This window comes from Enterococcus sp. B2E4 (genome assembly GCF_030499455.1).
In the GTDB taxonomy this organism is placed as follows: Bacteria; Bacillota; Bacilli; order Lactobacillales; family Enterococcaceae; genus Enterococcus_D; species Enterococcus_D casseliflavus.
On record NZ_JAUKPK010000028.1, the window covers coordinates 12,765 to 38,472 of the forward strand.

Below are 25,708 nucleotides of genomic sequence, written 5' to 3' on the forward strand. Positions count from 1 at the left end.
TTACTCCAAGCTCTTTTTGTCATTTGAAATAAATTATATCTTTCCAATCAAATTGTTTATCTGTAATCCCTAATCTTTGAGCAGGTGTCAAAACCTTTTTATCCGCTGATTTAAAAGGGCGACAAAAGTTGTAGTAAGTTCTTAGAATTGTAATCGCAAATTGAGCATACTTCGGATTGAAGTTAGCGTAAATATAGCTCTTCTTATCACCACGAGCTGTTGTTAATGGTCTTTCAAGAGATGATATATAACGTCTTATCTGTTGAATAAAGCTATTGGTCGAATGGTCATTAACATTTAATAGCATCTTTGCGATTTCGTTTGGTTCCAGAGCAGATAAATCCGTTCTACAATCAACTGAATAAAATCCTTTATCCTTAGTGGCTAATGGATGTTTGATAGGGTTATCGGCATATTTGCGATATCTTTCTCCATCTTTACTAATAGCCTCTTCGTGGAATTGATGACTTGTTAGTAATTCAGTTAGATAATGAGATGCCAAAGTCCGTAGAAACTTTGTTTTGAATCCTCTGATATCTCCCCAATCGAGCAGTTCTGCTTTTGCTTGTCCGAATTCTTTTAAGCATTGTTTTCTGCTTTTCGTCTTGTTAACTTGGCAAATAAAATGATGTGCATCGCTCAACCTTAATTCTTTCGTGAATACTCTATAAAAGGCGTTTCTAATAGAGAAGTCATCATCACTAATCATTCGCCATTCGTCGGCATTAACCATTTGTTTAATTAACCAATAGTGAGCAGTTGTAGTATAAGGAGCATCAACATTTAAACCATCGACAAATCTACTCCTATTAGTAATTTTCCCTAATTCGTGAAGATAAGCATTCCTATTTTCGCTATCGTTAGCGGATGGTTCTTGTGGATAATAAGACCAATCTAACCTATCATTTTTACGACTAAAAGTATTGAGATGGTCTTCTTTGAATTTTCTTGTATCTTCATTTAATTCATCCATTGAAATATTCCAATCATAGGCAACATCAGAACGGAACACATATCTTGATAAGACCTCAGCAGATACAACTATATACGTTTGCATATTAAGGTCTTCAAACCCCGTATATTTCTTTGAACCTTGTCCTTTCTTACGGACGTTATTTAGGTAGTAGTGCATCTTGTCCGTATTAAGCCACATCTCGTTAAATTTCTTTGTTTGAAGGGGTTGTGTCTCATATCGTTCTAAAAACTCCAAACAACGCCTATACAGCCACTCCAGCTTATGATAGTAGGTTCCAACTCCAATTCCTAAAATATCACAAGTACGACTGACTGAAACCCTTCCAACAACCATCTTAGCGAACATTGGAAGAATGGTGTTCTTTTGTTGGTGATAAGTAGTGGTTTCTTCTCTTTTTGGTAGAACATTAGTGAACTTCTTACACGCCTTACATTGATAGCGTTGAGATTTGCCCCTACTTTTCCCCCTTTTGTAAAATTGCTTCGGCTCATTGAATGGGGTTGATTCTTCTTCCGAGCAGCCTTCTTTATGAAATTGATAATCTGGCTCAACATCTTGGATGCTATTGATTTCTATAAGGCGTTTAATTTCTTCAACAACAGACCAATTAGATAAAGGGGTTACTGTACAGTTTTGCGATACACCTCTGCCAATAGGATTGTCATTGCAGTACATACCTTTATGACCTTTATCTTTGGAACTACCAGTCATTTTATATCGACTTGGTTTCCCTTTTACATCTTTGAATTTGTGCTGTTCTTTCCCAAAATTACAACAAAACGGATTGATGCAGTAATTATATTGAATGGGATATTCAGAACCGTTCCATTTAAAAGACGTTGGCAAGAACAACATTTTGTTATACCTTGTTGCAAATCGTTTTGGAGTTAATAAATCATATTGTTTAGCCCTATCTTTTAATTCTTCGTTTGAAATCGGAATTTTAACATCTACAATTTCATCTTCCTTCGTGGCTAATCTTTTAAGCTTGGTCATTGTCTATCAACCCACTCTATCTTTGATACCCATTTTTTCAACAATCCGCTTATTACTTCGCTTGTTGGCAATCCATTCAATAAACTTCTTATCGTCTAAAATGTTCAATAAGAATTCATCCACTGCTTCGCTTTCAGTACGCTCTGCATATTCAGCGTATTGCTTAACTATCACCCTTACTTGCTCTGATATTTCCCAATCCACAGACTTAGCGTTCTTATTTTTTGGCTCAAGAAATTGCATAGGAAAATGCACCCCTTTTTGCTTAGTAAATTGTAACCATTTTAACACACCAATTTGCATTCCTACAATAATTATTTCACGTTCGCATTTTTATATACATTTTAACTTACATTTTGTGGTGTAAATTAACAACAAACGTTGATTTAACAATAAAAAACGAGTATCAAATTCAGTTGCAATTTGATACTCATTTAGGTTTACATTTTCACTTTTTGTACTCCAAAACTGAACTACTTACTTTCATAGATTCGCTCTTTTTTCATTGCTATGTTTAATTTTATCTAGTATCACTTCTATGTTTCAAAGGTATCTATATCTAACTGACACAATCAAAGCAGATACTTCTTTTCTTTGTAACTCCAGTCAACAGCGGGGTAGGAGGAGATCAGATTTTTGTATCTAGCTTTTTGCTCATTTGAAGCTAGTTGCCAACGCTTCTTTTGAGTTTACTCTTGATTCAGCCGTTTTAAGGAGACAAAAACTTTGATTTTTTTATAGAAATAAGTTGTTGACAAATTGCGTTTACACATGTAAATTGATCTTATAATAAACAGTTTACGAGTGTAAACGAGGAGGATGAAAGATGGTTGCTACAGTCTTACCGCCCCACGTAACAGATGCTGAATGGGAAGTCATGCGCGTGGTATGGGCAAATAAAAAAGTCACCAGTAAAGAAGTTATCGCTATTTTGGAAGACAAAATGAATTGGAAACAGGCTACAATCAAAACGCTATTAGGCCGATTGGTAGAGAAAGGTGCATTGTCTACTGAGCAAGAAGGGAAGAAGTATATCTATTCCGCAAAAATTGAGGAAAATGAGACCATAAAAGATTACACAAATGATGTTTTTAGTCGGATTTGCAATAAAGAGGTAGGTTATGTAATTGAAGGTTTAATTGAAGATCACATCTTGAGTTTCGATGATATACGGCGCTTGGAAAAAGCTTTGGAAATGAAAAAAAAATCTGCTGTAGAAGAAGTTAGTTGCCACTGTGCGCCAGGGCAATGTGAATGCAATATGAAACACCATGGAATGAAGATGAGAGGAATGGAATAAAAGATGGAAAATAAAACATTTACCATAGAAGGCATGACTTGTGCTTCTTGCGCCCAAACAGTAGAAAAAGCGACCCAGAAGTTATCAGGCGTAAAAATCGCTAATGTGAATTTTGCAACGGAAAAAATGAGCATTCAGTTTGATGAGGCGTCACTTTCGGAGGCTGACATTCAAAAAGCCGTTTCAGATGCAGGATATGCTGCAATACCTAATACCGTAAGGAAGACTTTTAATCTTGAAGGTATGACTTGTGCTTCTTGTGCACAAACCATTGAAAAAGCTACTCATAAACTTACCGGAGTAAATACGTCATCGGTAAACTTAGCCACGGAAAAAATGGTGGTAGAGTATGATCCAAGTAGGTTAAATATTTCCGATATCACTCAGGCCGTATCCGATTCGGGATATGAGGCACATGAAGAGAGAGCAACTGCGGACACGGTGGACTTAGACCAAGAAAAGAAACAGAATGAAATCAAGAGCCTCTGGAAGAGATTTTTGATTTCGGCCATCTTTACAGCCCCATTACTTTATATCGCAATGGGTCATTTGGTAAATGCGCCCCTACCTGCTTTTATCGATCCGATGATGAATCCGGAAAATTTTGCTATCATTCAACTCTTGCTGACGCTTCCGGTTGTCGTGGTCAATAAAAAAATTTACCAGACTGGATTCAAAGCGTTGTTTAAGGGACATCCCAACATGGACTCATTAATCGCTTTGGGAACAAGTGCCGCTTTCCTTTACGGTGTATTTGCAACGGTCATGATTTTCTTGGGAGAGGCATCTTATGCCAACGAATTGTATTACGAAACAGCGGCTGTTATTCTAGCCCTAATTGTTCTAGGGAAGTATTTAGAAACCCTGACTAAAGGGAAGACATCTGAAGCCATTAAGAAACTGATGGGATTGGCTCCAAAAACAGCACTGGTAGTACGAAACGGAAAGGAAATAGAGATTTCGATTGATGAAGTGGCAGTGGGTGACATCGTTGTTGTGCGCCCAGGTGGAAAAATGCCTGTGGACGGTATGGTAACAGAGGGGTTGACGTCGGTAGACGAATCCATGTTAACTGGTGAAAGTATCCCCGTAGAAAAATCGGTAGGGGACGCGATTATTGGAGCAAGTATCAACAAAAACGGTACGATTCATTATCGAGCCACAAAAGTTGGGAAAGATACCGCACTATCTCAGATTATTAAACTAGTAGAAGACGCGCAAGGATCTAAAGCTCCGATTGCTAAGATGGCAGATATTATTTCCGGTTACTTCGTACCAATCGTTATTGCGATTGCAATCCTTTCTGCGCTTGCGTGGTACTTTGCTGGACAAACAGGGGTATTCGCGTTGACCATAGCCATTTCGGTACTGGTGATTGCGTGCCCATGTGCACTCGGGTTAGCTACCCCTACAGCAATCATGATTGGAACAGGGAAAGGTGCCGAACATGGCGTATTGATTAAGAGTGGGACAGCATTGGAAACAACTCATAAACTGAAGACCATTGTTTTTGACAAGACAGGAACCATTACAGAAGGAAAGCCTAAGGTAACAGATATTATTACTGCAAAAGGGATCTCTCAAGAGGAACTCTTGATGTTGGCGGCTTCCGGTGAGAAAGGTTCTGAACACCCACTAGGGGAAGCAATAGTTAAGGATGCAGAAGAAAAAGGATTGTCTCTGAAGAAAACTGAAGCTTTTGAGGCGATTCCGGGTCATGGAATCGAGGTAAAAATCGACGGAGCTACCCTTTCGTTGGGTAACCGAAAACTGATGGATGAGCGAAATGTCCAACTAGGCAAGTTGGCGAAGGTATCCGATGAATTGGCTAGTCAAGGTAAAACGCCAATGTACATTTCCAGAGGTAGTGAAATTCTCGGAATCATTGCGGTCGCCGATACGGTAAAAGAGAGCAGCCTACGAGCCATTGAAAAGTTGCATAAGATGGGCATTGAAGTAGCCATGATTACTGGTGACAACAAACGAACGGCAGAAGCAATTGCAAAACAGGTGGGAATCGACCGTGTATTGAGCGAAGTTTTGCCGGAAGATAAAGCTAACGAAGTGAAAAAGTTGCAGGATGAAGGCAAAAAAGTAGGTATGGTAGGCGATGGAATTAATGATGCTCCTGCACTTGCGCAAGCCGATGTAGGAATTGCCATTGGATCTGGTACGGATGTAGCGATGGAATCAGCAGATATTGTCCTAATGCGTAGTGACCTCATGGATGTCCCTACGGCTGTGGAATTGAGTAAATCTACCATCCGAAACATTAAGGAAAACCTGTTTTGGGCATTTGCGTACAATATTTTAGGTATTCCCTTCGCGATGGGTGTAGTTTATGCCTTTGGCGGTCCATTGCTTAGCCCGGTTATTGCAGCAGGGGCAATGACTTTTAGTTCTACTTCTGTTTTATTAAATGCATTACGCTTAAGACGATTCAAACCAGCAGTTGTTTAGAAAACACGTAGCTTATCTGGGATTTAAACTTCTTCCTATTCTATATAATAGGAGAAGATAAAAAAAAAAAAAAGGGGAATAAAATAATGAAAAAAGAAGTCTTATTAGATGGCGTAAAATGTGCAGGTTGTGCGAACACGGTACAAGAAAGATTTTCAGCTATTGAAGGGGTTGAATCTGTAGAGGTTGATTTAGCGACTAAAAAAGCAGTACTTGAAAGTCAAACAGAGATTGATACCGAAACGCTCAATGCTGCTTTAGCAGAAACTAACTATTCAGTATTAAGTGCATAAAGTACGAATACCATTTATTCATAGATAGTAGATAGAGATAAAGTATAGAACCCTTTTCATGAGAATTATATGCAGTGTTAGATGAGAAAGTTCTAAAACTTTAAAATCAGTCTCTAATATAATAAGGAGGAATTAAAAATGAGGAATAACAAAAAACATTCGTCACATAGTCATCATAATCACGGCGACATGGATCACTCAAAACACGACCATAATGAAATGGAACATAGTCAGATGGATCACAGCAAGATGAATCATAGTGCGATGGATCACAGTGAAATGGATCATGGCGCAATGGGAGGGCATGCCCACCACCATCACGGTAGCTTTAAGGAGATTTTCTTGAAGTCACTCCCATTAGGAATTGCAATCTTACTCATTACTCCTATGATGGATATTCAGTTGCCTTTCCAAATTATCTTTCCTTATGCAGACGTTGTAGCAGCTGTATTGGCAACAATTCTATACATTTTTGGCGGAAGACCATTCTTCATGGGTGCGAAAGATGAGTTTAATTCAAAAGCTCCAGGCATGATGTCCTTGATTACTTTGGGAATAACGGTTTCTTATGCCTATAGTGTTTACGCAGTGGCCGCTCGATATGTGACCGGAGAACATGTCATGGACTTCTTCTTTGAGTTTACAACGTTAATTTTAATCATGTTATTAGGACACTGGATTGAAATGAAGGCATTGGGTGAAGCAGGGGACGCGCAAAAAGCATTGGCTGAGTTGGTGCCGAAAGATGCTCATGTTGTTTTAGAAGACGATTTGATTGAGACTCGTCCAGTTGCTGACTTGCAAGTAGGTGATTTGATTCGTGTTCAAGCCGGAGAAAATGTTCCAGCAGATGGAACGATCCAGCGTGGCGAATCACGTGTAAACGAAGCGCTTGTGACTGGGGAATCGAAACCAATTGAAAAAAATCCCGGAGATGAGGTCATCGGTGGATCAACCAATGGTGGCGGAGTCCTCTATGTGGAAATAAAACAGACGGGCGATAAGTCCTTCATTTCTCAGGTTCAGGCATTAATCAGTCAAGCTCAAGGCCAATCTTCACGAGCAGAAAATCTTGCACAAAAAGTTGCAGGATGGCTCTTTTATATTGCGGTTATTGTAGCTCTTATTGCCCTTGTCATATGGATGGTTATAGCTGATGTACCAACGGCAGTTATTTTTACAGTCACCACATTAGTTATTGCTTGTCCGCATGCCCTGGGGCTGGCTATTCCATTGGTGACTGCTCGTAGTACCAGCTTAGGGGCCAGTCGGGGATTATTAGTGAAAGACCGGGACGCTTTGGAGTTGACTACAAACGCAGATGTTATAGTTTTAGATAAAACTGGAACTTTAACAACTGGTGAGTTTAAAGTATTAGATGTTGAACTCTTTAATGATAAATATACGAAAGATGAAATCGTTGCCTTATTGTCAGGTATCGAAGGTGGATCTAGTCACCCTATCGCTCAGTCAATTATTAGTTACGCAGAACAGCAAGGGATACGTCCAGTAAGTTTTGATTCGATTGATGTTATTTCTGGCGCTGGTGTAGAAGGTCAAGCTAACGGACATCGTTATCAATTAATCAGTCAAAAAGCATATAGACGTAATCTGGATATGGATATTCCAAAAGGAGCAACCCTCAGTGTCTTAGTAGAAAACGACGAAGCAATCGGTGCTGTAGCTTTAGGGGATGAATTAAAACCGACAAGTAAAGACTTAATACAAGCCCTTAAAAAGAACAAGATTCAGCCGATTATGGCAACGGGTGACAATGAAAAAGCGGCTCAAGGAGCTGCAGAAATTTTAGGTATTGATTATCTAGCTAATCAATCTCCTCAAGACAAATATGAATTAGTTGAAAAACTTAAAGCAGAAGGAAAGAAAGTTATCATGGTCGGTGACGGGGTCAACGATGCACCTTCTCTTGCATTAGCAGACGTTGGTATAGCTGTTGGTGCCGGAACTCAAGTAGCATTGGATTCAGCCGATGTCATCTTGACACAGTCAGACCCTGGCGACATTGAATCCTTTATCGAGTTGGCTCAGAAGACCACACGTAAGATGAAAGAAAATCTTGTTTGGGGAGCAGGGTATAACTTTATCGCGATCCCAATAGCTGCAGGAATACTAGCACCAATTGGCATAACATTAACTCCAGCAGTCGGTGCCGTCTTGATGTCACTTTCGACTGTAATTGTTGCCATCAATGCTATGACATTGAAATTAGAGCCAAAATAAACAGTTATTTGGCACATGAAATAATTGAATGACCTTATCGTGTAAAAATACAATAGTTTCACAGGAAAGGAAGAGATGAAATAATTTAAAAAATCATCTCTTCCTTTTTTAGTTTATAAGGAGGAAAAATTATGAGGCTGGTCCTTTTAGGGTTACCTGGTGCTGGGAAAGGCACCCAAGCTAAAAGAATCGCAGAGGAGTACCACCTGACAGCTATTTCAACTGGTGAAATGTTACGAGAAGCAACCAAGGAGAAAGATACATTCGGACTCAGAGTGCAAGAATATATGAATAAAGGAGAGCTAGTTCCAGATGAGTGGATAAACTCATTGGTTAAGAGTCGCTTACAAGCAAAAGATGTTGAAAATGGCTTTGTTCTAGATGGTTACCCACGTACCCTTCAGCAAGCAAAAATGCTCGAAGCTTACCTACAAAGTCAGAATCAAAATTTAGGCGCTGTTTTCTTTTTAGATGTAAGTCAGGATACGTTAATACATCGGTTAGCGCAACGAGGGAATCTTCGTTCAAAAGAAAAACAAGGAAATTCCCAAATCGAATCAAAAAGGGAAAAAATTCGACTGGATGACAAACCAGAAGTGATTGAAAATAGGGGTTCTGTTGCAAGCTTTGAATTATATGTTTTCTGGTATAATGGCTGGCTATTTTTTAAATGTTATTTGGCTGGATGCTTTTTTCTTTTACCATTAATTATTGACGAGATCCACTTTTTCATTGAAAAGAACATTCTGCTGAAGCGGTACATTGTGTGAATTTTTCTGTTGATTGTTTCGAATTTTTATATTGCATATATGGTTACTTTTTTTCAGTTCTATTCTTTTTTGCTGTGGGGTATCGAAGGCATCTTCGAATTGCGGAATTTAGTCGAATGCTGCTAAAACTTACTGTTTATGCACTATTAGCGTTATTAATGACGGCTGCACTTATTCTCCCCACATTGTTCTACTTGACGTAAGGGATTCGAAACACTGTTCAAACGATAGAATCAACTTTTTTTACTAAATTCTTAGCAAAGATTTTTAACGGAGTTTATTTTAATCGAACCTTTGTTAATACAACAAAATCAGTTTATCCGCATATATATAGTGACATACAATCACTTGTAGTGGTACCGACTTTCTTTCTCTCAAAGCAGATTACTCGTCGAGAATGTTTAATCTATGGCATGCGTTTCTTTTTAGTTTCCTATGTATCTATTTAATGGCACGGGCTCTAGACTTAGGTTTATGGGATATGAAGAAAATACTAATCAGCTGAATTTTTTTGGTCAGTGATTCTAGGTTATTTGCTAGTAGTGTAGGAAATAAATTTTGCTTTATGGTTTTGGAATCAATTATTAATATTGCTACTTGCGGTCATTACGAGGATATTCCTTAGGAAAATCACAGTCTGAATCTTCCCTAGAAACTATAGAATGACAAGGGGGAGATGAGCAAATTCCTAATTGATTAAATAGGGTGCGTTACTAGTTAGCTCCATAGTAAGATTTTTTCAAAATTTTCTTGAGGTTGGATCAAAAAGGGCTCTTTTCAATTAGATTAAAAACACTCATAAAAAATAGGGAAACGAACTTATAATCGCGTTCGTTTCCCTATTTAATTTATTATGACCATAAAACAATTTGAATTTAGAAAGCACCTTCTTTCTTTGATAAAAAGTACTACTCGTAATCTGTCAGGACTGATAAGACTTTTTATATTAGCTAAATAAAGATTGGATATATTGATTAGCATTCTTAAATTCAACTGTATCGATCAGTGTGCCTTGTACAATCAATCTCGTTACAGCTTCCAAATCCCCGCATGTAACAAGAGTGATCATTTCTTTATTAGGAATATCATCAATGACTTCTACTTTTGATGGATCCACTTTTTCTTTCAAAGACACTTGGTAAATATAAATATTCTTTAAGTCTGTTACATATATTTTTTCTTTTAGAGAAATAAACTCTAATGGAGAAAATAATATAGTTTTATCTTTAGCACTATGGCTTGCTAAAGCATAATTTCGTTCTCCCATCTGCTGATTTGATTTCATTGTACCAGCCCCAGAAAGTAGTGAAATATTGTCTAAGCCTTTGTATATGGGTAAAGATAATTTTACATCGGGTATAGCGATACCACCTATTATAGGTAAATCACTATTTTTAAATTGTGCTTTTAATACTAACTCATTTGAAATAGATTCAACAGAATCAAAGTCAAAGTTTCCTTTCCTTTTCAGATTGTCTTCCAAATCTTTCTTTGAATAATTTGCTATGTCATATTGTTGAACTTGTTTATTCAGTAAGTAAGATCGAATTTGAAAATTAAATATTAAAACTAAGCCTATAAGAAAAATGGTAATTAAAAGTAAATTTAAAAAAATACGCTTGATTCTTTTTATCATTTTTAGATTCCTAGAAATGGGGCAGGATCTACGAATCCAGACCAATTTGAGCTAGTCGCTATTCCAAAATGTAAATGAACTCCAGTTGAATTTCCTGTAGTCCCCATGGTGCCAATGGTCTGGCCAGCACTCACTGATTGGCCTAGTGTAGCAATAAAATTACTTAGGTGAAGGTAATATGAGTAGTAGCCATCTCCGTGATCAACAATAATGTAATTACCTGCGGATCCATCAAAGGATGCCTGCACTACAGTTCCTGATCTAGATGCCATGATAGGCGTTGACGAAGTTCCACCCATATCTATACCATCGTGAAAAGATCCAGAGAATCCAGTAGGATCAGCTCTTCCACCAAATGGACTTGTGACAATAATGTTGGCTACGGGTGCGCCCCAACCAGAAGAACTAGGGCTTTGAACCTGATTATTATTGGAAGAATTATTGTTGTCTTGGTACTCATCTTGATTAACTGAGTTAGATTCTTTATCCGAAGTTTCATTTGTGATCTGTTTTTCTTCCTGCGTATCAGTATTTCCTTGATCTGTTCCTATGTCTTCGTTACCATCTATTTGTGATACTTCGTTTTTCTGATCTTTTATAATAGATGCAGATTCTTCCTCTTGAGCTTTTAAAATAGCCGCAGCTTCTGCTTCTTTTTTCTTTTCCTCTGCTAGGGCTTTAAGTTCCTCTTCCCTTCTTTTTTCTGCTTCTTGTTTTTGATTTTCAAATTTTTCTTTCTCGGATTGCTCTGTCGCCAAAGAAGCGGATATCTCATTAATTTTTATACTTTGATTCAATTTAGCTTCTATAAGATTTTTTTCTTTCTCTTCGAGAGAGCGAGTTTCCTTTTCCGCATCTATAACTTTTTTCTCAGCTTCTTTTTTTAATTCATCTAAACTTTCTTTATCATCTATCTGAGCCTGCATAATCTCATTACTAGCAGAAATAAGCTTAGTCATACCAAAGGCTGCTGTGACTGCATCTGATAATGATTCAGCGTTTACCATGACAGATATTATAGAGTCACTTTTTTGATTTACTTGTGCATTCCGAGCTTGTTCTTCGATAAGTTTATTTCTAAGGTGTATTTTTTCCTCAAGAGTAGTAATTTTTTGATTAATTTCGGTAAGTTTTTTCTCAGATGTGTTTTTTTCCTTTAGCACTTTTTGATATTCATTTTCTAGCTGAGTTATTTTGTTATCTAAATCAGTAAGATAAATTTTAGCTGATTTTTGATCTTTCACAATCGTTTCAATTTTATCATTTTTTTCTTTAATTTTTTCCTCAATAGTCTGCGCTTTAACTAATATACTATTACTAAAAAATAGCGAAAACACAATGACCGAGGTAGATATAATTATTTTTTTCAAATTGATTTTTCACTTCCCTTATTTTTAATTGTGAAGAAATATTTTACAAATATTCTCCTCTCTATTTTTATGTGTATTACAGGTTCTATTAGGAACTGAAATTGGAATTACTATACATAAAGTAATAGGATCCATATGCTACATTTCAATTTAATAGACAGATTTAAAATAACTAAAACTTATGGAGATTTTGTGGAGTAGAAACATATCTACATAAAATTCACACAACTGTAAAGTATGATATCAAAAGTTAATATAGGAGAACGAATTTAGTGGATAAAATATTGAGACTTACGAAACCTTGGGACTATCTCATTATTATTGGAGTCATTATGGCATCATTTTTACCATATTTACTATTTGATACTAATAAAAATGAAAATAATAGAGAAAGTAAAGATGTAATTGCAGTTGTTAAAATAGATGGAGAAGTCGTAGACAAATTTAACTTATCACAAGTTAGTGAGTCTTTAGAAAAAACATATTATCCTCAAAAAGGGAAATACAATATTATTGAAGTAGCTCCAGGGAAAATTAGGGTAAAAGAAGATAATAGTCCTGATCAAATTGCTGTTCATACAGGCTGGATTAGTAGACCAGGGGAAATGAGTATATGTTTACCTCATAAATTGATTGTTGAAATTTTAGGAATAGAAGAGAATCCATTAATTTATTAGTATGACTAATAAATAATACAAATCCTACATTTACATTGATTACAGAATGGAGCCGAACTAGACTTTTAATAAGAAAAGTCATAGATATCAGGCCAAAGTAACTACTATCGTTATAATTGATTATATTAGGAATGTTGCATGTAGCACGTTTTATTAGAGATGACTAGGTTATAAAAATATTAATAATTGATATTAATAGGGATGGTGGTTATCATTACAGTGGATAATACTTATTTAACAGATGTATTTAATCAATACAAAACACGCGAAAATTTACTTTATCAAACTTGGTTTATAAAAAGTGAAAAACGCTTGAGAGCGTTTAAAAGAGTTAGAAAATATGTACAACTATTTATCAAACATGTCAATAACGGAACCTTTCCAACAGACTTTAAAAATTCAGCATTAGAGGACATAATGGATGTAATTGCAGAACAAACAGAAATTTTTAAAGGAGCCAAACATGCATTTATGTGGAAACCTAAATTGAGAATTCCAGATATTTATGAAAATAGGGAAAATCAGTTAGCTTTTTCACATTGTCTTGATCAAATTCTTAAAGCTAATCAAGAAATAAAAATGTTATTAACTGTAAATATTCTAACAGAAAAGAAAATCAGAGGGCTTGGTCCCGCTGTCGCAAACATTTTATATTTTCTTGAACCCACCATTTTTCCTCCTTTTAACACAGCTATTGTCAATGGATATAATTATCTAACGGGTTCAAAAATTCGCTTAGGTAAATGGGAAGACTATTTTAAACTTCGTGATGGTATGATTGAGCTCAACTGCAGAGGAGGACAATTTTCGAAAGATTTGGGTGCTATTTCAGCTTTTTTATTTGATATTGGTAAACTAAACTATATTGTTCGCGAAAATGAAGAGGAGTATATCAGAATTTCAGAAAGTAACACTCAGAAATTAATAAAAAAGAAGCTGGAAAAAGAAGATTCCAAAAATGTACACCAAAAAATCCAATATATCTTAGCTACTTTAGGTAATGAGATAGGTTATCATGCGTGGATTGCCTCAAATGATCATAATAGAATGGTAGATGGGAATCGCTTAGGAGATGTTTCTTTACCTCTGTTACCGGAAAAAATCTATCAATTACCAATTTCGTTAAGTAGGACAATTGGTTTGATTGATGTTATTTGGTTTTCAAAAAATGGGGAACCGGTGTGTGCTTTTGAGGTTGAAAAGTCGACATCAATAATTTCTGGGATGAATCGAATGGATGATTTGTATTCGATTCATCAAGAAAATTTGATGATGTATATCGTATCACCAAATCAACGTGAAGAGGAAATACGAGCACAATTTAATAGACCACATTATATGCGTAATCAAAATTTGCATGATCACTTGCGATACATTCTGTTTACAGATTTGGAGAAACATGCTAATTTTATGAAGAAATTTGGCAAAGATTTTACAATATTAGCCCCGATATCTCATTATCCAAGTGGTGAACTAGTTCGGTAGTTATTCTGGACAAAGAAGTTAAAATTAATACGTTTAATTATAGTATAAATAAGCATTTTGGCAGAATTAGAAATCAATCTTTCTTTTTTTTACACGTAGTCCCCACATTTATAATGGTGCTCATTGCTATTGAATGTCCTGATAACATCAAGAAGAAAATCATCACATTAATGCTGCTCATGTTTCTATTTTAGTAACTTTTCGTTGAAGAAAATTGCGGATAGAGTGATTACTATCCATTCATAACCTAGAAATGTTATCTAAAAAGCTATTTTCCTTATATTCATCGGAGATAATGGTTTTATTTGCACTTAAAAAAGAAACAATAAATCTTACTTCTAGAATTTCTTGGTGTATGGAGTAGTCCATACACCAAGAAATGTTATGGACTCCTGGTGGAATGCATCGAGTGGATGGAATGATATGGATCATTTTCTTTGGTGTCAGAAATACATAAAGAAAGGTTATAAACCACGCATGCCTTATTCGTTTTATAAAGAGTAAAGTTAGACTAAATATTTTGATAGAACCATTTCTATTCTGAACCATGAATTTAGTGAATTTTAAAGGAGTGTGAAATATAAATCACACTCCTTTAACTTATTTTAACCGTGATTTCAAATCGCTTAGTTCACTACTTAAGATATCATTTTGCTCTTTTAAATTTTCAAGATCCTGTTTCAATTGTTCGTCATCTTTTTCATTATGCGATCCTGAGTGCATACCCCTCATCATAAATATCATCATTATCGGACATAATAAAAGTAATAACCACTGCATTGTCATCGCTCCTTAACTAAGTTCTTTAGAGTAGCAACTTCTTCTTTTAATTGCTCAGTTTGGGTTTTTAAACTAGCTATATCATGTTCGGAACCAGTGTGTTTTGAATGATCTTCTTCATGCATATGATGATGCCCAGCATGTCCGTGCCCTTTATGCATAAACATCATTGAGATAGGGCAAATTAGTAATAATAGTAGTGGTAAGAAATTAAGTAATGCTTCCATGTAAATCTTCCTCCTTAGATTTTTTGAGATAGATGTAAGTTAATATAGAGCCAATTAACAGGACTATGGACAGGACTTGAGCAATTCTCAAGTTTGCTGTTAGCATTAAACTGTCAGTCCGTAAACCTTCAATCCAGAATCTCCCAACGGAATATAGTGAAACATAAATTAAAAATATTTGCCCAAAGAACATTCTATTTCTAGACACCAGAAGCAAAATAATGAGTACTCCTAAATTCCATAAAGATTCATATAAAAAAGTCGGATGATGGTAGGCCCCATCAATATACATTTGATCAATTATGAAAGATGGGAGTTTCATAGATTGCAGGAACTCTATGTCTACAGTTTCTCCATAGGCCTCTTGATTCATAAAATTTCCCCATCGTCCAATGATTTGTCCAATTACTATACTGGGAGCAACTACGTCAGCAACATTCCAAAAAGAAAGATGTTTCTTCTTGCAATAAATAACCCCTGTCAATACAGCACCAATTAATCCACCATGTATTGCTAGACCACCTTCCCAAATTTTAAAGATACTTAAAGGATCATCAATGTACAAAGGTAATTCAAAAAGGACATAGTATAATCTGGCCGATATAATAGAAACTGGCAATCCATATAACAACAGGTCAACAATTGTATCCTCAGGCAATGCCGCACGCTTTGCTCTTCTATTAGCAACAAAATATCCGATTATGATCCCAAACACTATGAAAACGGCATACCAATAAATAGTAAATGGGCCAAACGAAATAAATACTCTGTCGTAGGGTTCTCTCAAATTTTTCCCTCCTTCCTATTGAACTTATTTTGACTATAGCAGGCTATTATGGAAATTTTATGTAGACTTTTTGACAGATACATTGTTACACATTTTCTACACAAGTATTTTTTATCATTATATTAAAAGGAGTGATCTAATATAAATATTAATTTAATGAAAAAAAGCATGCTATTTCTATTATTTTTTGTCTTTGCTATATCCCTCGCGATTACATTGACAATCAACTTTCCTGGTTTGCTCAAAATCAATTTATTCTTTCAAAGCGATATAAATTTTCAAAACTGGAATAGATCTCAAGTTAATCAAGATTTTAGAAATTTAATGGGCTATTTAAATAATCCTTTTCAAAAAGAATTGGTTTTTGATAATCTATACGTCTCAGATCGCGGTATAAATCATTTTAAAGATGTTAAATTTTTATTCCAGCTTAACTACTCATTACTTCTCTCTACGAGCAGCGTTCTTTTGTACTTAAACAGAAAAAAACTAGTAACGCGTGATCAAGTCAGAGAAATCACTAGTTTAATCAAGTGGATGATAATATCAGTCTGTGTAATAGCACTTTTGTTTTTTGATAAAGCATTTGTGCTTTTTCATCAAGTATTTTTTGACAATGATGATTGGATGTTTGACTATCGTACAGATCCAATTATCAGTTTTTTACCGGAAACATTTTTCTTTTTATGCTTTTTATTAATTGTTACTATAAGTGTCTCTATTTTGACAACAATTTATCATTTGTTTAGTAAAGAAGAACGTACTTTATGAATAGCCTAAGGAGGGATGGTCTTGGTTGAACACAAAATACAGGTGTCGAATTCAGAGTTAGATGTTTTAAAGTTTATCTGGAGATATGAACCAGTAACATGTGGTTTAATAACACATGGAATGCAATAGCGTAATAGTTGGCATCCCTCCACAACAAAAACGTTAATAAGAAGGTTGTTAGATAAAAATGTGATCACGTTTAACACTTCAAGTAACCAAAGATACTACACTTCACTGATTATGAAGCAAGAATTTTTAGAAACCGAAATACAAAGGTTACTTTCTGGAATGGATGAAGATTGTATCTCAGAAGTAAGCTACTATCTAAATGGATTGGTTAAACGTTCTGACACGGAGGAATTTAATGATTACAAAATATAATCTTTATGGAATGACTTGTGCAGTTTGCGCAACAACAATAGAGAAAAAAATTAATGAGTTGGATGGAGTATATTTTGCTAAAGTTAACTTAACAACTGAGGTTCTAAAATTGGAATATGATGAAGGTGTTTTGTTTAATCATACAGTTATAACAGCTATTCAAGATATTGGTTATGACGCTGAGATTCGAAAAAAAACTGAGATAAAGGAATTTGGAATAAGCGGAATGAATTATGTGTCATGCGCTAACAAAATTGAAAGTGCTGTTAAATCAATGACTTATGTCAGATATGCCTACGTAAATTTTGAAGCAGAAAAACTCTCGGTAATATCAACTGACCCTTCAGCGGTTGCAAAAATAAGTGATGTTGTCAAAACTCTTGGATATCAGCTATATGCTCTTTCTGAAGAGGAGGAACAAGTAATTTATAAAACAAAAGAACAAGAGCAACAGAAGCTAAGGCGAAGATTTATCACGTCAATGCTATTTACAATTCCTGTTCTATATGTTGCTAGTGCAAATATACTTGAGTTACCCCTATTTGAAATAATTGATTCTACGACAAACCCTAGTTTTTTTTCGCTGACGCAATTGATATTTACCACTCCGGTTATATTGGCCAATAAAGACTATTATAAAACTGGATTTTCCGCACTCATGAAAAAACATCCGAATATGGATACATTAATTGCTTTAGGTACAAGTATTGCTTTTTTATACGGCACCTTTGCAACAATACAGATTATATTCGGAAATTATCTCTATACAAAAGAGCTCTACTTTGGAGCATCAGCAGTGATATTAACGCTAATCAGACTACAGAAATGCCTGGAGTTGGTGACGAAAGATAAGACCGAAAGATAAGACATCTGAAGCACTACAAAAATTAATGAGGATGACTCCCAAATAAAGCGAAAACTATCAGGCATAATAAGGAACAGACTGTTCCTATTGAATCAGTTTTAGTAGGAGATTTGATCATAGCAAAACCAGGAGAACGTTTGCCCCTGGATGGTATTGTAAGAAGAGGTAAGACTTTAGTTGAAGAATCTATGCCTACTGGTGAAAATCTTCCTGTTGAAAAGAAAGCTAATGACCGATTAATAGGACCCAGTATAAACAAAAATGGCGTAATAAGATATGAAACAACTCATATTGGTAATGACACCACTTTAGCTCAAATAAGCAAACTAGTGGATGATGCACAATCTTTGAAAGCTCCAATCGAAAAACTGGCTGATATCATATCAAGTTACTTTGTATATATCATTATTGTAGTTGCGATTGGATCTAGTCTACTTTGGGCACTATCCGGACAAAGTATTTCGTTTTCATTATCAGTCTTCATTTCAGTTTTAGTTATAGCATGTCCTTGTGCATTCGGTTTAGCTACACGGACAGCTATTATGGTTGGTATGAGAAAAGGCGCTGAAAATGGTATTTTAATTAAAAGTGGTGAAGCTTTAGAAACAACTCACCACGTAAAAACAATATTATTTGATAAAACTGGTACGATTACAAAAGGAAAACCTGTGGTAACAGATATAATACTTGCAGAAAATATGGATAAAAACCTTCTCTTGTTTTTAGCGGCCTCTGCTGAAAAAGCAACCGAGCATCCACTTGGGGAGGCAATTGTAAAAGAAGACGAAATCGTGGGGATTGATTTGGTTGAACCTAGTATATTCGAATCTTTCCCTGGATTGGGCATTAATGCTATTTTGAAAGGTACCGAAGTAAGTTTAGGAAATGAAGAATTCTTTAAACAGTTGAATATAGACATTAGTAAATTTAAGTTAATCTCAGATAATTTAGCATCTAAAGGAAAGACACCAGTGTATATTGCAAATGATCGTATATTTCTCGGAATAATTGCGATTGAAGACACTGTAAAGCCAGCAAGTGCATCAGCAATTCAGAAGTTGAATAAACTTGGCCTCAATATGGTTATGCTCACGGGTGATAGTAAACTTACTGCACAGGCAATTGCTAATCAAGTTGGGATCGCCAACGTTATTAGTGAGGTATTACCTCATGAAAAGGCCCATTATGTTAAAATGTTGCAGTCAAAAGAACATAAGGTTGCAATGGTAGGTAATGGGATAAACGATGCACTTGCCCTCGCTCAAGCGGATATAGGTTTTGTGATGGGTTCTGGTACTGATATAGCGATGAAATCTGCGGATATAATATTAATGAACAACGATCTGCAATTGCTAATGTCCAGGATTGATTTAAGCAAAAAACAATTTGGAATATAAAGTCAAATTTGTACTGGGCATTTGCTTATAACATGTTAAGTGTTCCAATAGCGATGGATGTTTTGAACATTTTTTGGGGGCCTTTATTAAGCCCGTTAATTGCAGGAGTTGCTATGAGTTTTAGCTCAATAACAGTACTTTTAAATTCACTTCGCTTAAAAAACTTCAAAGTCAAATAGGAAAGGTGATTGTCTTATGACTGAACATTTACAGACCTTATTTATTAGTGGAATGGCTTGTCTAGGATGCGCCGGAGAAATTAAGTATGCATTAGAAAAGAATCCCTCAATTTCTGTTAGGAAAGTAAATCTCGAAGAAGGTTTAGTAACTATTGCAACAAAGACAGATTTATCAATTAGCGTTATTAATCAATTGTTGAAAAATACGAATTATAAGGCATTATAAGTTTGGTGAATCATCATATTAAATATGTGAATTCTTATGGTAAGAAAGTTCCTCTATATTCTACTTTTTCAAATTGAGATATATAGAAAAACCAGTTTTTTAAATTTATTCACTGCTTTTTGTGCATAAGTATATGTTGAATCCAATGGACGGATTTCTGAGAGGCATTTCATGTTTTTTTGAACTCAAAAATCCTTTGGAATCCCAATGTAGGTTTTTGTTATTAGTTGAAATGGATTTTCACTTGGTAGTAGAGGAGGGTAGAGAGGATTGTGAAATTCTTATGTAGAACAATTATTTATTTGAATAGGAGGAAGAACTATCCAAAATAGCAGTTCTAAACTTATATTTCATATTAGGATGCTTATCGAATATCATCATAGCACTTCTACCTGTTAGGATATTCATGAAACTCGAAACCTATGTTTTGGGCGCGATACTTAGCGATATATGTACATGATATGCAATCATACACTAAACAAATCAATCTGTATCTATCCTATATTTAAAAGCTCTAAAACAAACTCTATACATGGTTTCTCCATAAATTTTCCTTATGATACTTGTAAGACAATTCTTAAAAGATTGATTAGATTAGTAAATCCAATATAGGCGACTTTTTTAAGAAAGAAGGAATTTTATGATGAAATATTTGCAAATAGTGGTTATTGACGGAATGAATTGCTCAAGGTGTGCATCAAAAGTAAGAAATGCTTTGGAAGCAGAGCCAACAGTCAGTGTAAAAATAGTTGATTTGGCTAGAGGTACAGTTACTTTCGATGCTGATTCAAAATTAACTTTAACATTCTTAAATCAACTACTAAAAAATACAAAGTATACTGTAACTAGGGACATATCTATATAAGTATAAGTATATGTGGGGTAATCAACACAAAATCTCCACATATTTTTTTTATGGTAACTACATAATAGATATGGGAGATGATGGGTTGAAGAATAATAAATATATTTGGTTAGCAGCAACAATATCAATGTTGACCCTAGGCGGTGTTTTCATATTGATTCAACAGCAGAACAAGGAGGAGCATGCTGAAGTTGTCTTTCAAGAAGAACAACGACAAATCTCAAGTAGAATGTCCAATATGATGGGGGATAATCAAGAAGCTGATTTGAAGGTAGTACACCAAACGGAGAGACAACTATTGATTCCCCCTGTTCTTGAACCATCTTCAAAAAGCAAAGAAAATGTGATATATGATATAGTTGCTCAAAACGGAGAAGTTCAAATAATGGATGGAGAAAAAACTGAAACATTAGGCTATAACGGGGATTTTTTAGGACCAGTTATTAGACTGAAAAAAGGTCAAAAAGTTACTATCAATACAACCAATAATCTTGATGCTAGCACATCTTTTCATTGGCACGGTTTGAAAGTAGCTTCTGATGCAGATGGAGGTCCACATCAGATTATAGAAACAGGACAGAAAAAAAGTGTAACATTCGAGGTTGATCAAGAAGCTTCTACACTCTGGTTTCATCCCCATCCGGAAGGAGAAACAGCATCTCAAGTTTATAAGGGTTTAGCAGGTTTGATGTATATTGATGATGACAACTCAAAATCATTAGATTTACCTTCCAAATATGGTGTCGACGACATTCCCTTGATTGTGCAAGATAAATCTTTCAGCTCCACTAATCAAATTAACTATGAAAATGATTTTAACTCTGATGGAACAAAAGGGGAGACGTTGCTTACTAATGGCACTATCAATCCATATATTGAGATAAAAAACCGATGGATGAGGTATAGAATTGTTAATGGATCTAATTCAAGAAACTTCACTTTTACTTTGGATAAAGATGAATCATTCTACCAAATTGCTACAGATGGTGGTTTTCTGAATACTTCTGTTAAACTTAGTAAACTACTTTTAGCCCCCGGGGAAAGGGCAGAAATATTAGTGGATACTCAGAATTATAAAAAAGGTGAGGTAATTCATTTACTAGCAAATAATTTGGTTGCCTTGACAATGAGAATTGAGAATACGATAGAAAACAAAGAGTTTACTCCCTCTGATAGTCTAAATACTATTAGTACTTTAGATGAAAAGAAATTGGAAGATTTAGCAAGACAAAGTATTAATTTAAGAGGAATGTCTCACATGGTAAACATCAACAATAAGCAGTTTGATATGGAAAGAATAGATTTATTTAAAAAACTAGATACTCAAGAGATTTGGGAAGTTAACAATACTAATAGTATGATGGGAGGAATGATTCATCCGTTCCATATCCATGGTGTTCAGTTTCAAATTTTATCTAGAGACGGAAATCAGCCCGCACTAAACGAGCAGGGATGGAAAGATACTGTGCTGGTAAATCCGGATGAAACAGTAGAACTTCTTGTGAAATTCGACCATAAGGGTATTTTCATGTATCATTGTCATATATTAGAACATGAAGAGTATGGCATGATGGGACAAATGGAAATTAAATAGAAAATAATTTAAGAAGGATGATTGTCTATGAAAATTCTTATTGTGGACGATGAAGAAAAAATTTTGGAAATTATTGATGCCTATCTAGTTGCTAATCATTATTCAGTTTATAAAGCAATAAGTGGTGCAATGGCATTGGAAAAGTTCGAGAAAAATAATCCTGATTTAGTTGTGTTAGATTTAATGCTTCCGGATACTGATGGATTGACTGTGTGTAGAAAAATCAGAGAAGTATCAAATGTACCAATTATAATGTTAACAGCTAAGTCTGATGAGGATGATATTCTTACTGGTCTCAAGTTAGGTGCCGATGACTATATGATTAAACCATTTAGTCCCAAAGAATTAGTTGCGAGAATACAAACTGTATTGCGCAGAACTGAGACCTTATCAAATCCTAATAAGCTTTCTTCAAGTAATGGGGAATTGATAGTATATCCTGAAAGTCGCCAAGTTTATCTACATCAAGTGGAATTAAACCTCACAACAACTGAATTTGATATTCTACACGCCCTAATATCCACACCTAATAAAGTCTTTTCTCGTAGTGATTTGATAGAGAAAGTTAAGGGAATAGAATTTGATGGACTAGATAGGAGCATCGATTCTCATATAAAAAACTTAAGACATAAAATTGAGAATGATGCTAAATCACCTATGTATATTTTGACAGTCCATGGTACAGGATATAGATTTGGTGGCCACTAATGAGAAAAAGAACGATAAAAACTCAATTAGTTCTTTCCTTTTTAGCAATCGCAACATTAATAATAGGATCGATTAGTTTAGTCGCATTAAGTTTGACGAACAATCATTTTAGTAAATACGTAGAAGAGCGACAAGAAGATTTGTTGAATCAGTATGTATATACAATTGATTTATTGTGGTTAAATAGTGGAGAAACATGGAACAGCGAGGAACTTGCAGCACTATCTGAGAAAGCATTAGAAAATAATATTTATTTTTCTATAGAAGACGAACAAGGCAACATGGTTTGGGAACTTAAAGGAAAAAATTTGAAGTCAGCACAGGACAAACTGAAAAAAAATGCCTTGAAAGTTTCTGAGAAAAAAAGTGTGAAACTAGACGAAACAATAGAAGCGAAAAAGAAGTTAATTAATGATGGAAACGAGTTTGGAAAAGTAACGTTTTATTATTTCGGACCTTTTGCTTATACAGAGCACGATGCCTTGTTTATCTCCAGTATGAAACAAAGTTTAATGTATGTTGCTATTGCAGCTCTTCTTGTATCATTTATACTTGCTTCGTGGATCTCTGCTAGATTAGGATTACCACTAAAGCATGTAAGCGACTTTACACATAAATTAACCCGTGGGGAATATGCTGATAAAATCCCACAAGAAACTTCAATTATTGAAATTAATTCCTTGATTGATTCCCTAAATGATTTAAGTAATCAGTTGGAGAAACAGCATGGACTTCGAAAAAGATTAACTACTGATATTTCACATGAATTAAGAACTCCATTAGCTACCCTCAAAGGCAATGTGGAAGGAATGATTGACGGAGTCTGGAAAATAACTCCCGAGCGCCTACAATCTTGTTATGATGAAATAGATCGTCTAACTCGTTTAATTGGAAATATAGAAGTAATCAACAAAATTGAAGCAAAGTATGATCATTTAAATAAAACTGAGTTTAGCATATATAAGTTGATCGAATCCGTTATTGAAAATTTCTCCAGCAAATTTGAGTCAAAAAACCTTCATGTTGAAATCCAAGGGGATAACATCAATATATTTGCAGATAAAGATAAAATGAACCAAGTTGTTATCAATCTTTTGAGTAATGCTATTAAATTTACGCAAAAGGATGGAACCATTAAGTTTTCTATAAGTAAAAATAAAGACCATGTTCTTTTAATTGTTGAAGACAACGGCATTGGTATAGAAAAAGATCAGCAACTTCATATTTTTGATAGATTTTATATGGCTGACCCCTCCAGAAGTAGAGCTTTAGGGGGGCAAGGTATCGGATTAGCTATTGTAAAGAGCGTTATTGAAGCGCATAAAGGTAGTATAACTGTAAAAAGTAAATTAGGTCTAGGAACTAAATTTGTTATAAAGTTACCATTTCAATAAAGGAGGAGAGTTATTTGTTTCAAAAACAGATAAAAATTGCTAAACTAGTATGTGAATGTTGGGCAAAAAAAATATTTTTTCAACTGATTTCGATAGATAGTGTCGAAAAAGTTCATTTAGATATCTTATCAAATTCTGTAGTAATCTTTTCTAAGAAGGACTTATCAATAGCTACAATTAAAAAAGAAGTTTTTGGATTACAAATTTATGAGATGACCTAAATGTGATTAATTAAAGGAGGATGAAGACAGTGAAAAAGATGACAAAATTAGTATTTGCAAGTCTTGGAATTATTGTATTTTTAGGAGCGTGTAGCAATCAAAGTGAATCGAATAATTCTAAAAGCACAAACGAGGAATCGACTTCTACAGCGTCTAGTGAAATGAATAGTATGGAGGGAATGAATCACGAAGGTATGGTTCCTTCTTCAATGAAAGATGCTGCAAACCCTAAATTCCCGGTGGGAAGTAATGTTATACTGCTAGGCGATCATATGGAAGGGATGAAAGGTGCAAATGCTCAAGTTGTAGGGGCCTTTGATACTACAATGTATGAAGTAAGCTATGAGCCAAAAACTGGGGGACCAATGGTTAACAATCATCGATGGGTAGTACAAGAAGAGTTAAAAGATACTGAGACTGTAGCAAATGAGGGCGATACTGTTATCTTGAATGCCGATCACATGGATGGGATGATGGGAGCTGAAGCAAAAGTAGATAAATCTATTACAGGAACTGTTTACGTTGTTAATTACACTCCAACCGATGGTCAAGAAGAAGTTAAGAATCATATGTGGGTAACTGAAGATGAGATGGAATATGACGAAAATAATGAGTAATTTTATATACTAAACCAATAAGCTGGTACATGGCCTTCGTATTCTCAACATGAGGAATATGAGCTCTTTGTTAATAAGGACTGATGAGTTGTGCAAAATCAAATCTGGGTCAGAACGAACCTCATTCTGGCTCAGATTTTTGGCTCTTCGACATTTAGTGCTGGTAGAGAGACAACTGAAAATTTAGTCATAACCAGTTAGGCAGAGTGCTTAACTGGTTTTTGTTTTACTTGGAAGATCAAGCCTTGAATGAGATAAATTCTTGCTCGAAAGTTGTGGAAATTTCGATAGCCGTAGGCTACTCGTTTTATCACTTTTATCTTATTATTTGTTCTTTCCAATGCACCATTACTATACCTGGGTTTTAAAGCATATTGAATCCCTAATTTGTATTTATTTAAAAACGTCAGCTTCTTACAAAACCATTGTGGAAGGCATTGATCTAAGCGGTTCTGTTGCAAAGTTTTAAATAAAGAATAAAATCCCTTACGG

At 35.1% G+C, this 25,708-nt stretch carries 23 protein-coding genes and 4 pseudogenes; 17 read left to right on the forward strand and 10 right to left on the reverse strand.

The annotated features are described in order from the left end of the window. Positions 1-19: 19 nt before the first annotated feature. The 3 genes and pseudogenes from Q1X33_RS15615 to Q1X33_RS15625 form a co-directional block, all read right to left on the reverse strand. Entirely contained in the window at positions 20-1,972 is a 1,953-nt protein-coding gene (locus tag Q1X33_RS15615) for a hypothetical protein (protein WP_000163792.1), read from the reverse strand. Positions 1,973-1,978: 6 nt separating this feature from the next. Beyond that, positions 1,979-2,215 carry a hypothetical protein gene (locus Q1X33_RS15620; RefSeq protein ID WP_001159903.1) on the reverse strand — a complete coding sequence of 79 codons (237 nt, stop codon included), beginning with the start codon at positions 2,213-2,215 and terminating at the stop codon, positions 1,979-1,981. A 240-nt stretch (positions 2,216-2,455) separates the two neighbouring features. Further along, positions 2,456-2,655 (reverse strand): annotated as a pseudogene (locus Q1X33_RS15625) (hypothetical protein); the annotation flags it as partial. Positions 2,656-2,798: 143 nt separating this feature from the next. Between Q1X33_RS15625 and Q1X33_RS15630 the strand changes: the two are divergent. From Q1X33_RS15630 to Q1X33_RS15650, 5 genes are all read left to right on the forward strand, one after another. Further along, positions 2,799-3,272 carry a CopY/TcrY family copper transport repressor gene (locus tag Q1X33_RS15630; protein ID WP_029486057.1) on the forward strand — a complete coding sequence of 158 codons (474 nt, stop codon included), beginning with the start codon at positions 2,799-2,801 and terminating at the stop codon, positions 3,270-3,272. Between the two features lie 3 nt (positions 3,273-3,275). Beyond that, positions 3,276-5,732, forward strand: coding sequence for a heavy metal translocating P-type ATPase (locus Q1X33_RS15635; RefSeq protein WP_086269505.1), 2,457 nt, complete (start codon positions 3,276-3,278; stop codon positions 5,730-5,732). Between the two features lie 86 nt (positions 5,733-5,818). Then, a complete protein-coding gene (gene tcrZ / locus Q1X33_RS15640) occupies positions 5,819-6,025 on the forward strand; it encodes a copper chaperone TcrZ (protein ID WP_002294571.1) in 207 nt (68 codons plus the stop codon). A 138-nt stretch (positions 6,026-6,163) separates the two neighbouring features. Beyond that, positions 6,164-8,266, forward strand: coding sequence for a copper-translocating P-type ATPase TcrB (gene tcrB, locus Q1X33_RS15645; protein ID WP_301969801.1), 2,103 nt, complete (start codon positions 6,164-6,166; stop codon positions 8,264-8,266). 131 nt (positions 8,267-8,397) lie between these two features. Next, complete coding sequence (locus Q1X33_RS15650) at positions 8,398-9,036, forward strand: nucleoside monophosphate kinase (RefSeq protein WP_225620708.1); 639 nt, start codon at positions 8,398-8,400, stop codon at positions 9,034-9,036. 946 nt (positions 9,037-9,982) lie between these two features. Here Q1X33_RS15650 and Q1X33_RS15655 read toward each other — a convergent pair. Beyond that, a complete protein-coding gene (locus tag Q1X33_RS15655) occupies positions 9,983-10,672 on the reverse strand; it encodes a class A sortase (protein ID WP_002337548.1) in 690 nt (229 codons plus the stop codon). Positions 10,673-10,674: 2 nt separating this feature from the next. Then, positions 10,675-12,042, reverse strand: a complete 1,368-nt coding sequence (locus tag Q1X33_RS15660) for a peptidoglycan DD-metalloendopeptidase family protein (protein ID WP_104871094.1) — start codon at positions 12,040-12,042, stop codon at positions 10,675-10,677. Between the two features lie 272 nt (positions 12,043-12,314). Here Q1X33_RS15660 and Q1X33_RS15665 point away from each other — a divergent pair, with 272 nt between their 5' ends. Together Q1X33_RS15665 and Q1X33_RS15670 are read left to right on the forward strand one after the other, a co-directional pair. Next, complete coding sequence (locus tag Q1X33_RS15665) at positions 12,315-12,719, forward strand: NusG domain II-containing protein (RefSeq protein ID WP_086269508.1); 405 nt, start codon at positions 12,315-12,317, stop codon at positions 12,717-12,719. 201 nt (positions 12,720-12,920) lie between these two features. After that, a complete protein-coding gene (locus Q1X33_RS15670; protein ID WP_086269509.1) occupies positions 12,921-14,204 on the forward strand; it encodes a type II restriction endonuclease in 1,284 nt (427 codons plus the stop codon). A 600-nt stretch (positions 14,205-14,804) separates the two neighbouring features. Here Q1X33_RS15670 and Q1X33_RS15675 read toward each other — a convergent pair. Genes Q1X33_RS15675 through lgt form a run of 3 tightly spaced genes read right to left on the reverse strand, consistent with a single transcriptional unit; the run spans position 14,805 to position 15,998 of the window. Further along, positions 14,805-14,984 carry a DUF2933 domain-containing protein gene (locus tag Q1X33_RS15675; protein ID WP_002325573.1) on the reverse strand — a complete coding sequence of 60 codons (180 nt, stop codon included), beginning with the start codon at positions 14,982-14,984 and terminating at the stop codon, positions 14,805-14,807. Positions 14,985-14,986: 2 nt separating this feature from the next. Then, positions 14,987-15,211: a DUF2933 domain-containing protein gene (locus Q1X33_RS15680; RefSeq protein ID WP_301969802.1), complete on the reverse strand. Its 225-nt coding sequence runs from the start codon at positions 15,209-15,211 to the stop codon at positions 14,987-14,989. Next, entirely contained in the window at positions 15,195-15,998 is an 804-nt protein-coding gene (lgt, locus tag Q1X33_RS15685) for a prolipoprotein diacylglyceryl transferase (RefSeq protein WP_104871096.1), read from the reverse strand. Before lgt ends, Q1X33_RS15680 begins: the two co-directional genes overlap by 17 nt. Positions 15,999-16,154: 156 nt before the next feature. Between lgt and Q1X33_RS15690 the strand changes: the two genes are divergently transcribed. The 4 genes and pseudogenes from Q1X33_RS15690 (at position 16,155) to Q1X33_RS15705 (ending at position 19,817) form a co-directional block, all read left to right on the forward strand. Then, complete coding sequence (locus Q1X33_RS15690) at positions 16,155-16,769, forward strand: TIGR01906 family membrane protein (RefSeq protein ID WP_086269511.1); 615 nt, start codon at positions 16,155-16,157, stop codon at positions 16,767-16,769. A 15-nt stretch (positions 16,770-16,784) separates the two neighbouring features. Continuing rightward, positions 16,785-17,150: pseudogene (locus tag Q1X33_RS15695) on the forward strand (BlaI/MecI/CopY family transcriptional regulator). Next, positions 17,134-19,591 (forward strand): annotated as a pseudogene (locus Q1X33_RS15700) (heavy metal translocating P-type ATPase). Before Q1X33_RS15695 ends, Q1X33_RS15700 begins: the two co-directional pseudogenes overlap by 17 nt. 16 nt (positions 19,592-19,607) lie before the next feature. After that, positions 19,608-19,817 (forward strand): heavy metal-associated domain-containing protein, encoded by a 210-nt coding sequence (locus tag Q1X33_RS15705; protein WP_002325575.1) that lies wholly within the window; start codon positions 19,608-19,610, stop codon positions 19,815-19,817. Positions 19,818-20,156: 339 nt separating this feature from the next. Here the strand turns inward: Q1X33_RS15705 and Q1X33_RS15710 are convergent. Next, positions 20,157-20,288: pseudogene (locus Q1X33_RS15710) on the reverse strand (transposase); the annotation flags it as partial. A gap of 169 nt (positions 20,289-20,457) precedes the next feature. On the opposite strand from Q1X33_RS15710, the gene Q1X33_RS15715 reads away from it, so the two are divergent. From Q1X33_RS15715 to Q1X33_RS15740, 6 genes are read left to right on the forward strand one after another with little or no spacing between them, the layout of a single operon-like run. Further along, positions 20,458-20,682 (forward strand): heavy-metal-associated domain-containing protein, encoded by a 225-nt coding sequence (locus Q1X33_RS15715; protein ID WP_002294786.1) that lies wholly within the window; start codon positions 20,458-20,460, stop codon positions 20,680-20,682. Between the two features lie 10 nt (positions 20,683-20,692). Further along, positions 20,693-22,276 carry a multicopper oxidase family protein gene (locus Q1X33_RS15720; protein ID WP_104871097.1) on the forward strand — a complete coding sequence of 528 codons (1,584 nt, stop codon included), beginning with the start codon at positions 20,693-20,695 and terminating at the stop codon, positions 22,274-22,276. A gap of 27 nt (positions 22,277-22,303) precedes the next feature. Next, on the forward strand, positions 22,304-22,984 hold the full coding sequence (locus Q1X33_RS15725) for a response regulator transcription factor (protein ID WP_002294790.1): 681 nt from the start codon (positions 22,304-22,306) through the stop codon (positions 22,982-22,984). Continuing rightward, positions 22,984-24,378, forward strand: a complete 1,395-nt coding sequence (locus tag Q1X33_RS15730; protein ID WP_002337643.1) for a cell wall metabolism sensor histidine kinase WalK — start codon at positions 22,984-22,986, stop codon at positions 24,376-24,378. Before Q1X33_RS15725 ends, Q1X33_RS15730 begins: the two co-directional genes overlap by 1 nt. A 14-nt stretch (positions 24,379-24,392) precedes the next feature. Continuing rightward, complete coding sequence (locus Q1X33_RS15735) at positions 24,393-24,599, forward strand: hypothetical protein (protein ID WP_002307659.1); 207 nt, start codon at positions 24,393-24,395, stop codon at positions 24,597-24,599. A gap of 20 nt (positions 24,600-24,619) precedes the next feature. Further along, a complete protein-coding gene (locus Q1X33_RS15740) occupies positions 24,620-25,216 on the forward strand; it encodes a YdhK family protein (RefSeq protein ID WP_002316691.1) in 597 nt (198 codons plus the stop codon). A gap of 197 nt (positions 25,217-25,413) precedes the next feature. On the opposite strand, the gene Q1X33_RS15745 is transcribed toward Q1X33_RS15740, so the two are convergent. Further along, on the reverse strand, positions 25,414-25,708 hold a 295-nt coding region (locus Q1X33_RS15745; RefSeq protein WP_301969803.1), incomplete at its 5' end, for a transposase.

Bases quoted from the DNA above. Each gene is read 5' to 3' on its own strand.
- Q1X33_RS15720 (WP_104871097.1), top strand. From the start codon at position 20,693: ATGTGGGGTAATCAACACAAAATCTCCACATATTTTTTTTATGGTAAC.
- Q1X33_RS15630 (WP_029486057.1), top strand. From the start codon at position 2,799: ATGGTTGCTACAGTCTTACCGCCCCACGTAACAGATGCTGAATGGGAA.
- Q1X33_RS15715 (WP_002294786.1), top strand. From the start codon at position 20,458: ATGATGAAATATTTGCAAATAGTGGTTATTGACGGAATGAATTGCTCA.
- Q1X33_RS15690 (WP_086269511.1), top strand. From the start codon at position 16,155: ATGAAAAAAAGCATGCTATTTCTATTATTTTTTGTCTTTGCTATATCC.
- tcrB (WP_301969801.1), top strand. From the start codon at position 6,164: ATGAGGAATAACAAAAAACATTCGTCACATAGTCATCATAATCACGGC.
- Q1X33_RS15655 (WP_002337548.1), bottom strand. From the start codon at position 10,672: ATGATAAAAAGAATCAAGCGTATTTTTTTAAATTTACTTTTAATTACC.
- Q1X33_RS15740 (WP_002316691.1), top strand. From the start codon at position 24,620: ATGAAGACAGTGAAAAAGATGACAAAATTAGTATTTGCAAGTCTTGGA.
- Q1X33_RS15725 (WP_002294790.1), top strand. From the start codon at position 22,304: ATGAAAATTCTTATTGTGGACGATGAAGAAAAAATTTTGGAAATTATT.
- Q1X33_RS15705 (WP_002325575.1), top strand. From the start codon at position 19,608: ATGACTGAACATTTACAGACCTTATTTATTAGTGGAATGGCTTGTCTA.
- Q1X33_RS15680 (WP_301969802.1), bottom strand. From the start codon at position 15,211: ATGGAAGCATTACTTAATTTCTTACCACTACTATTATTACTAATTTGC.
- Q1X33_RS15650 (WP_225620708.1), top strand. From the start codon at position 8,398: ATGAGGCTGGTCCTTTTAGGGTTACCTGGTGCTGGGAAAGGCACCCAA.
- Q1X33_RS15635 (WP_086269505.1), top strand. From the start codon at position 3,276: ATGGAAAATAAAACATTTACCATAGAAGGCATGACTTGTGCTTCTTGC.
- Q1X33_RS15730 (WP_002337643.1), top strand. From the start codon at position 22,984: ATGAGAAAAAGAACGATAAAAACTCAATTAGTTCTTTCCTTTTTAGCA.
- Q1X33_RS15675 (WP_002325573.1), bottom strand. From the start codon at position 14,984: ATGCAGTGGTTATTACTTTTATTATGTCCGATAATGATGATATTTATG.
- tcrZ (WP_002294571.1), top strand. From the start codon at position 5,819: ATGAAAAAAGAAGTCTTATTAGATGGCGTAAAATGTGCAGGTTGTGCG.
- Q1X33_RS15615 (WP_000163792.1), bottom strand. From the start codon at position 1,972: ATGACCAAGCTTAAAAGATTAGCCACGAAGGAAGATGAAATTGTAGAT.
- Q1X33_RS15620 (WP_001159903.1), bottom strand. From the start codon at position 2,215: ATGCAATTTCTTGAGCCAAAAAATAAGAACGCTAAGTCTGTGGATTGG.
- Q1X33_RS15670 (WP_086269509.1), top strand. From the start codon at position 12,921: ATGGTGGTTATCATTACAGTGGATAATACTTATTTAACAGATGTATTT.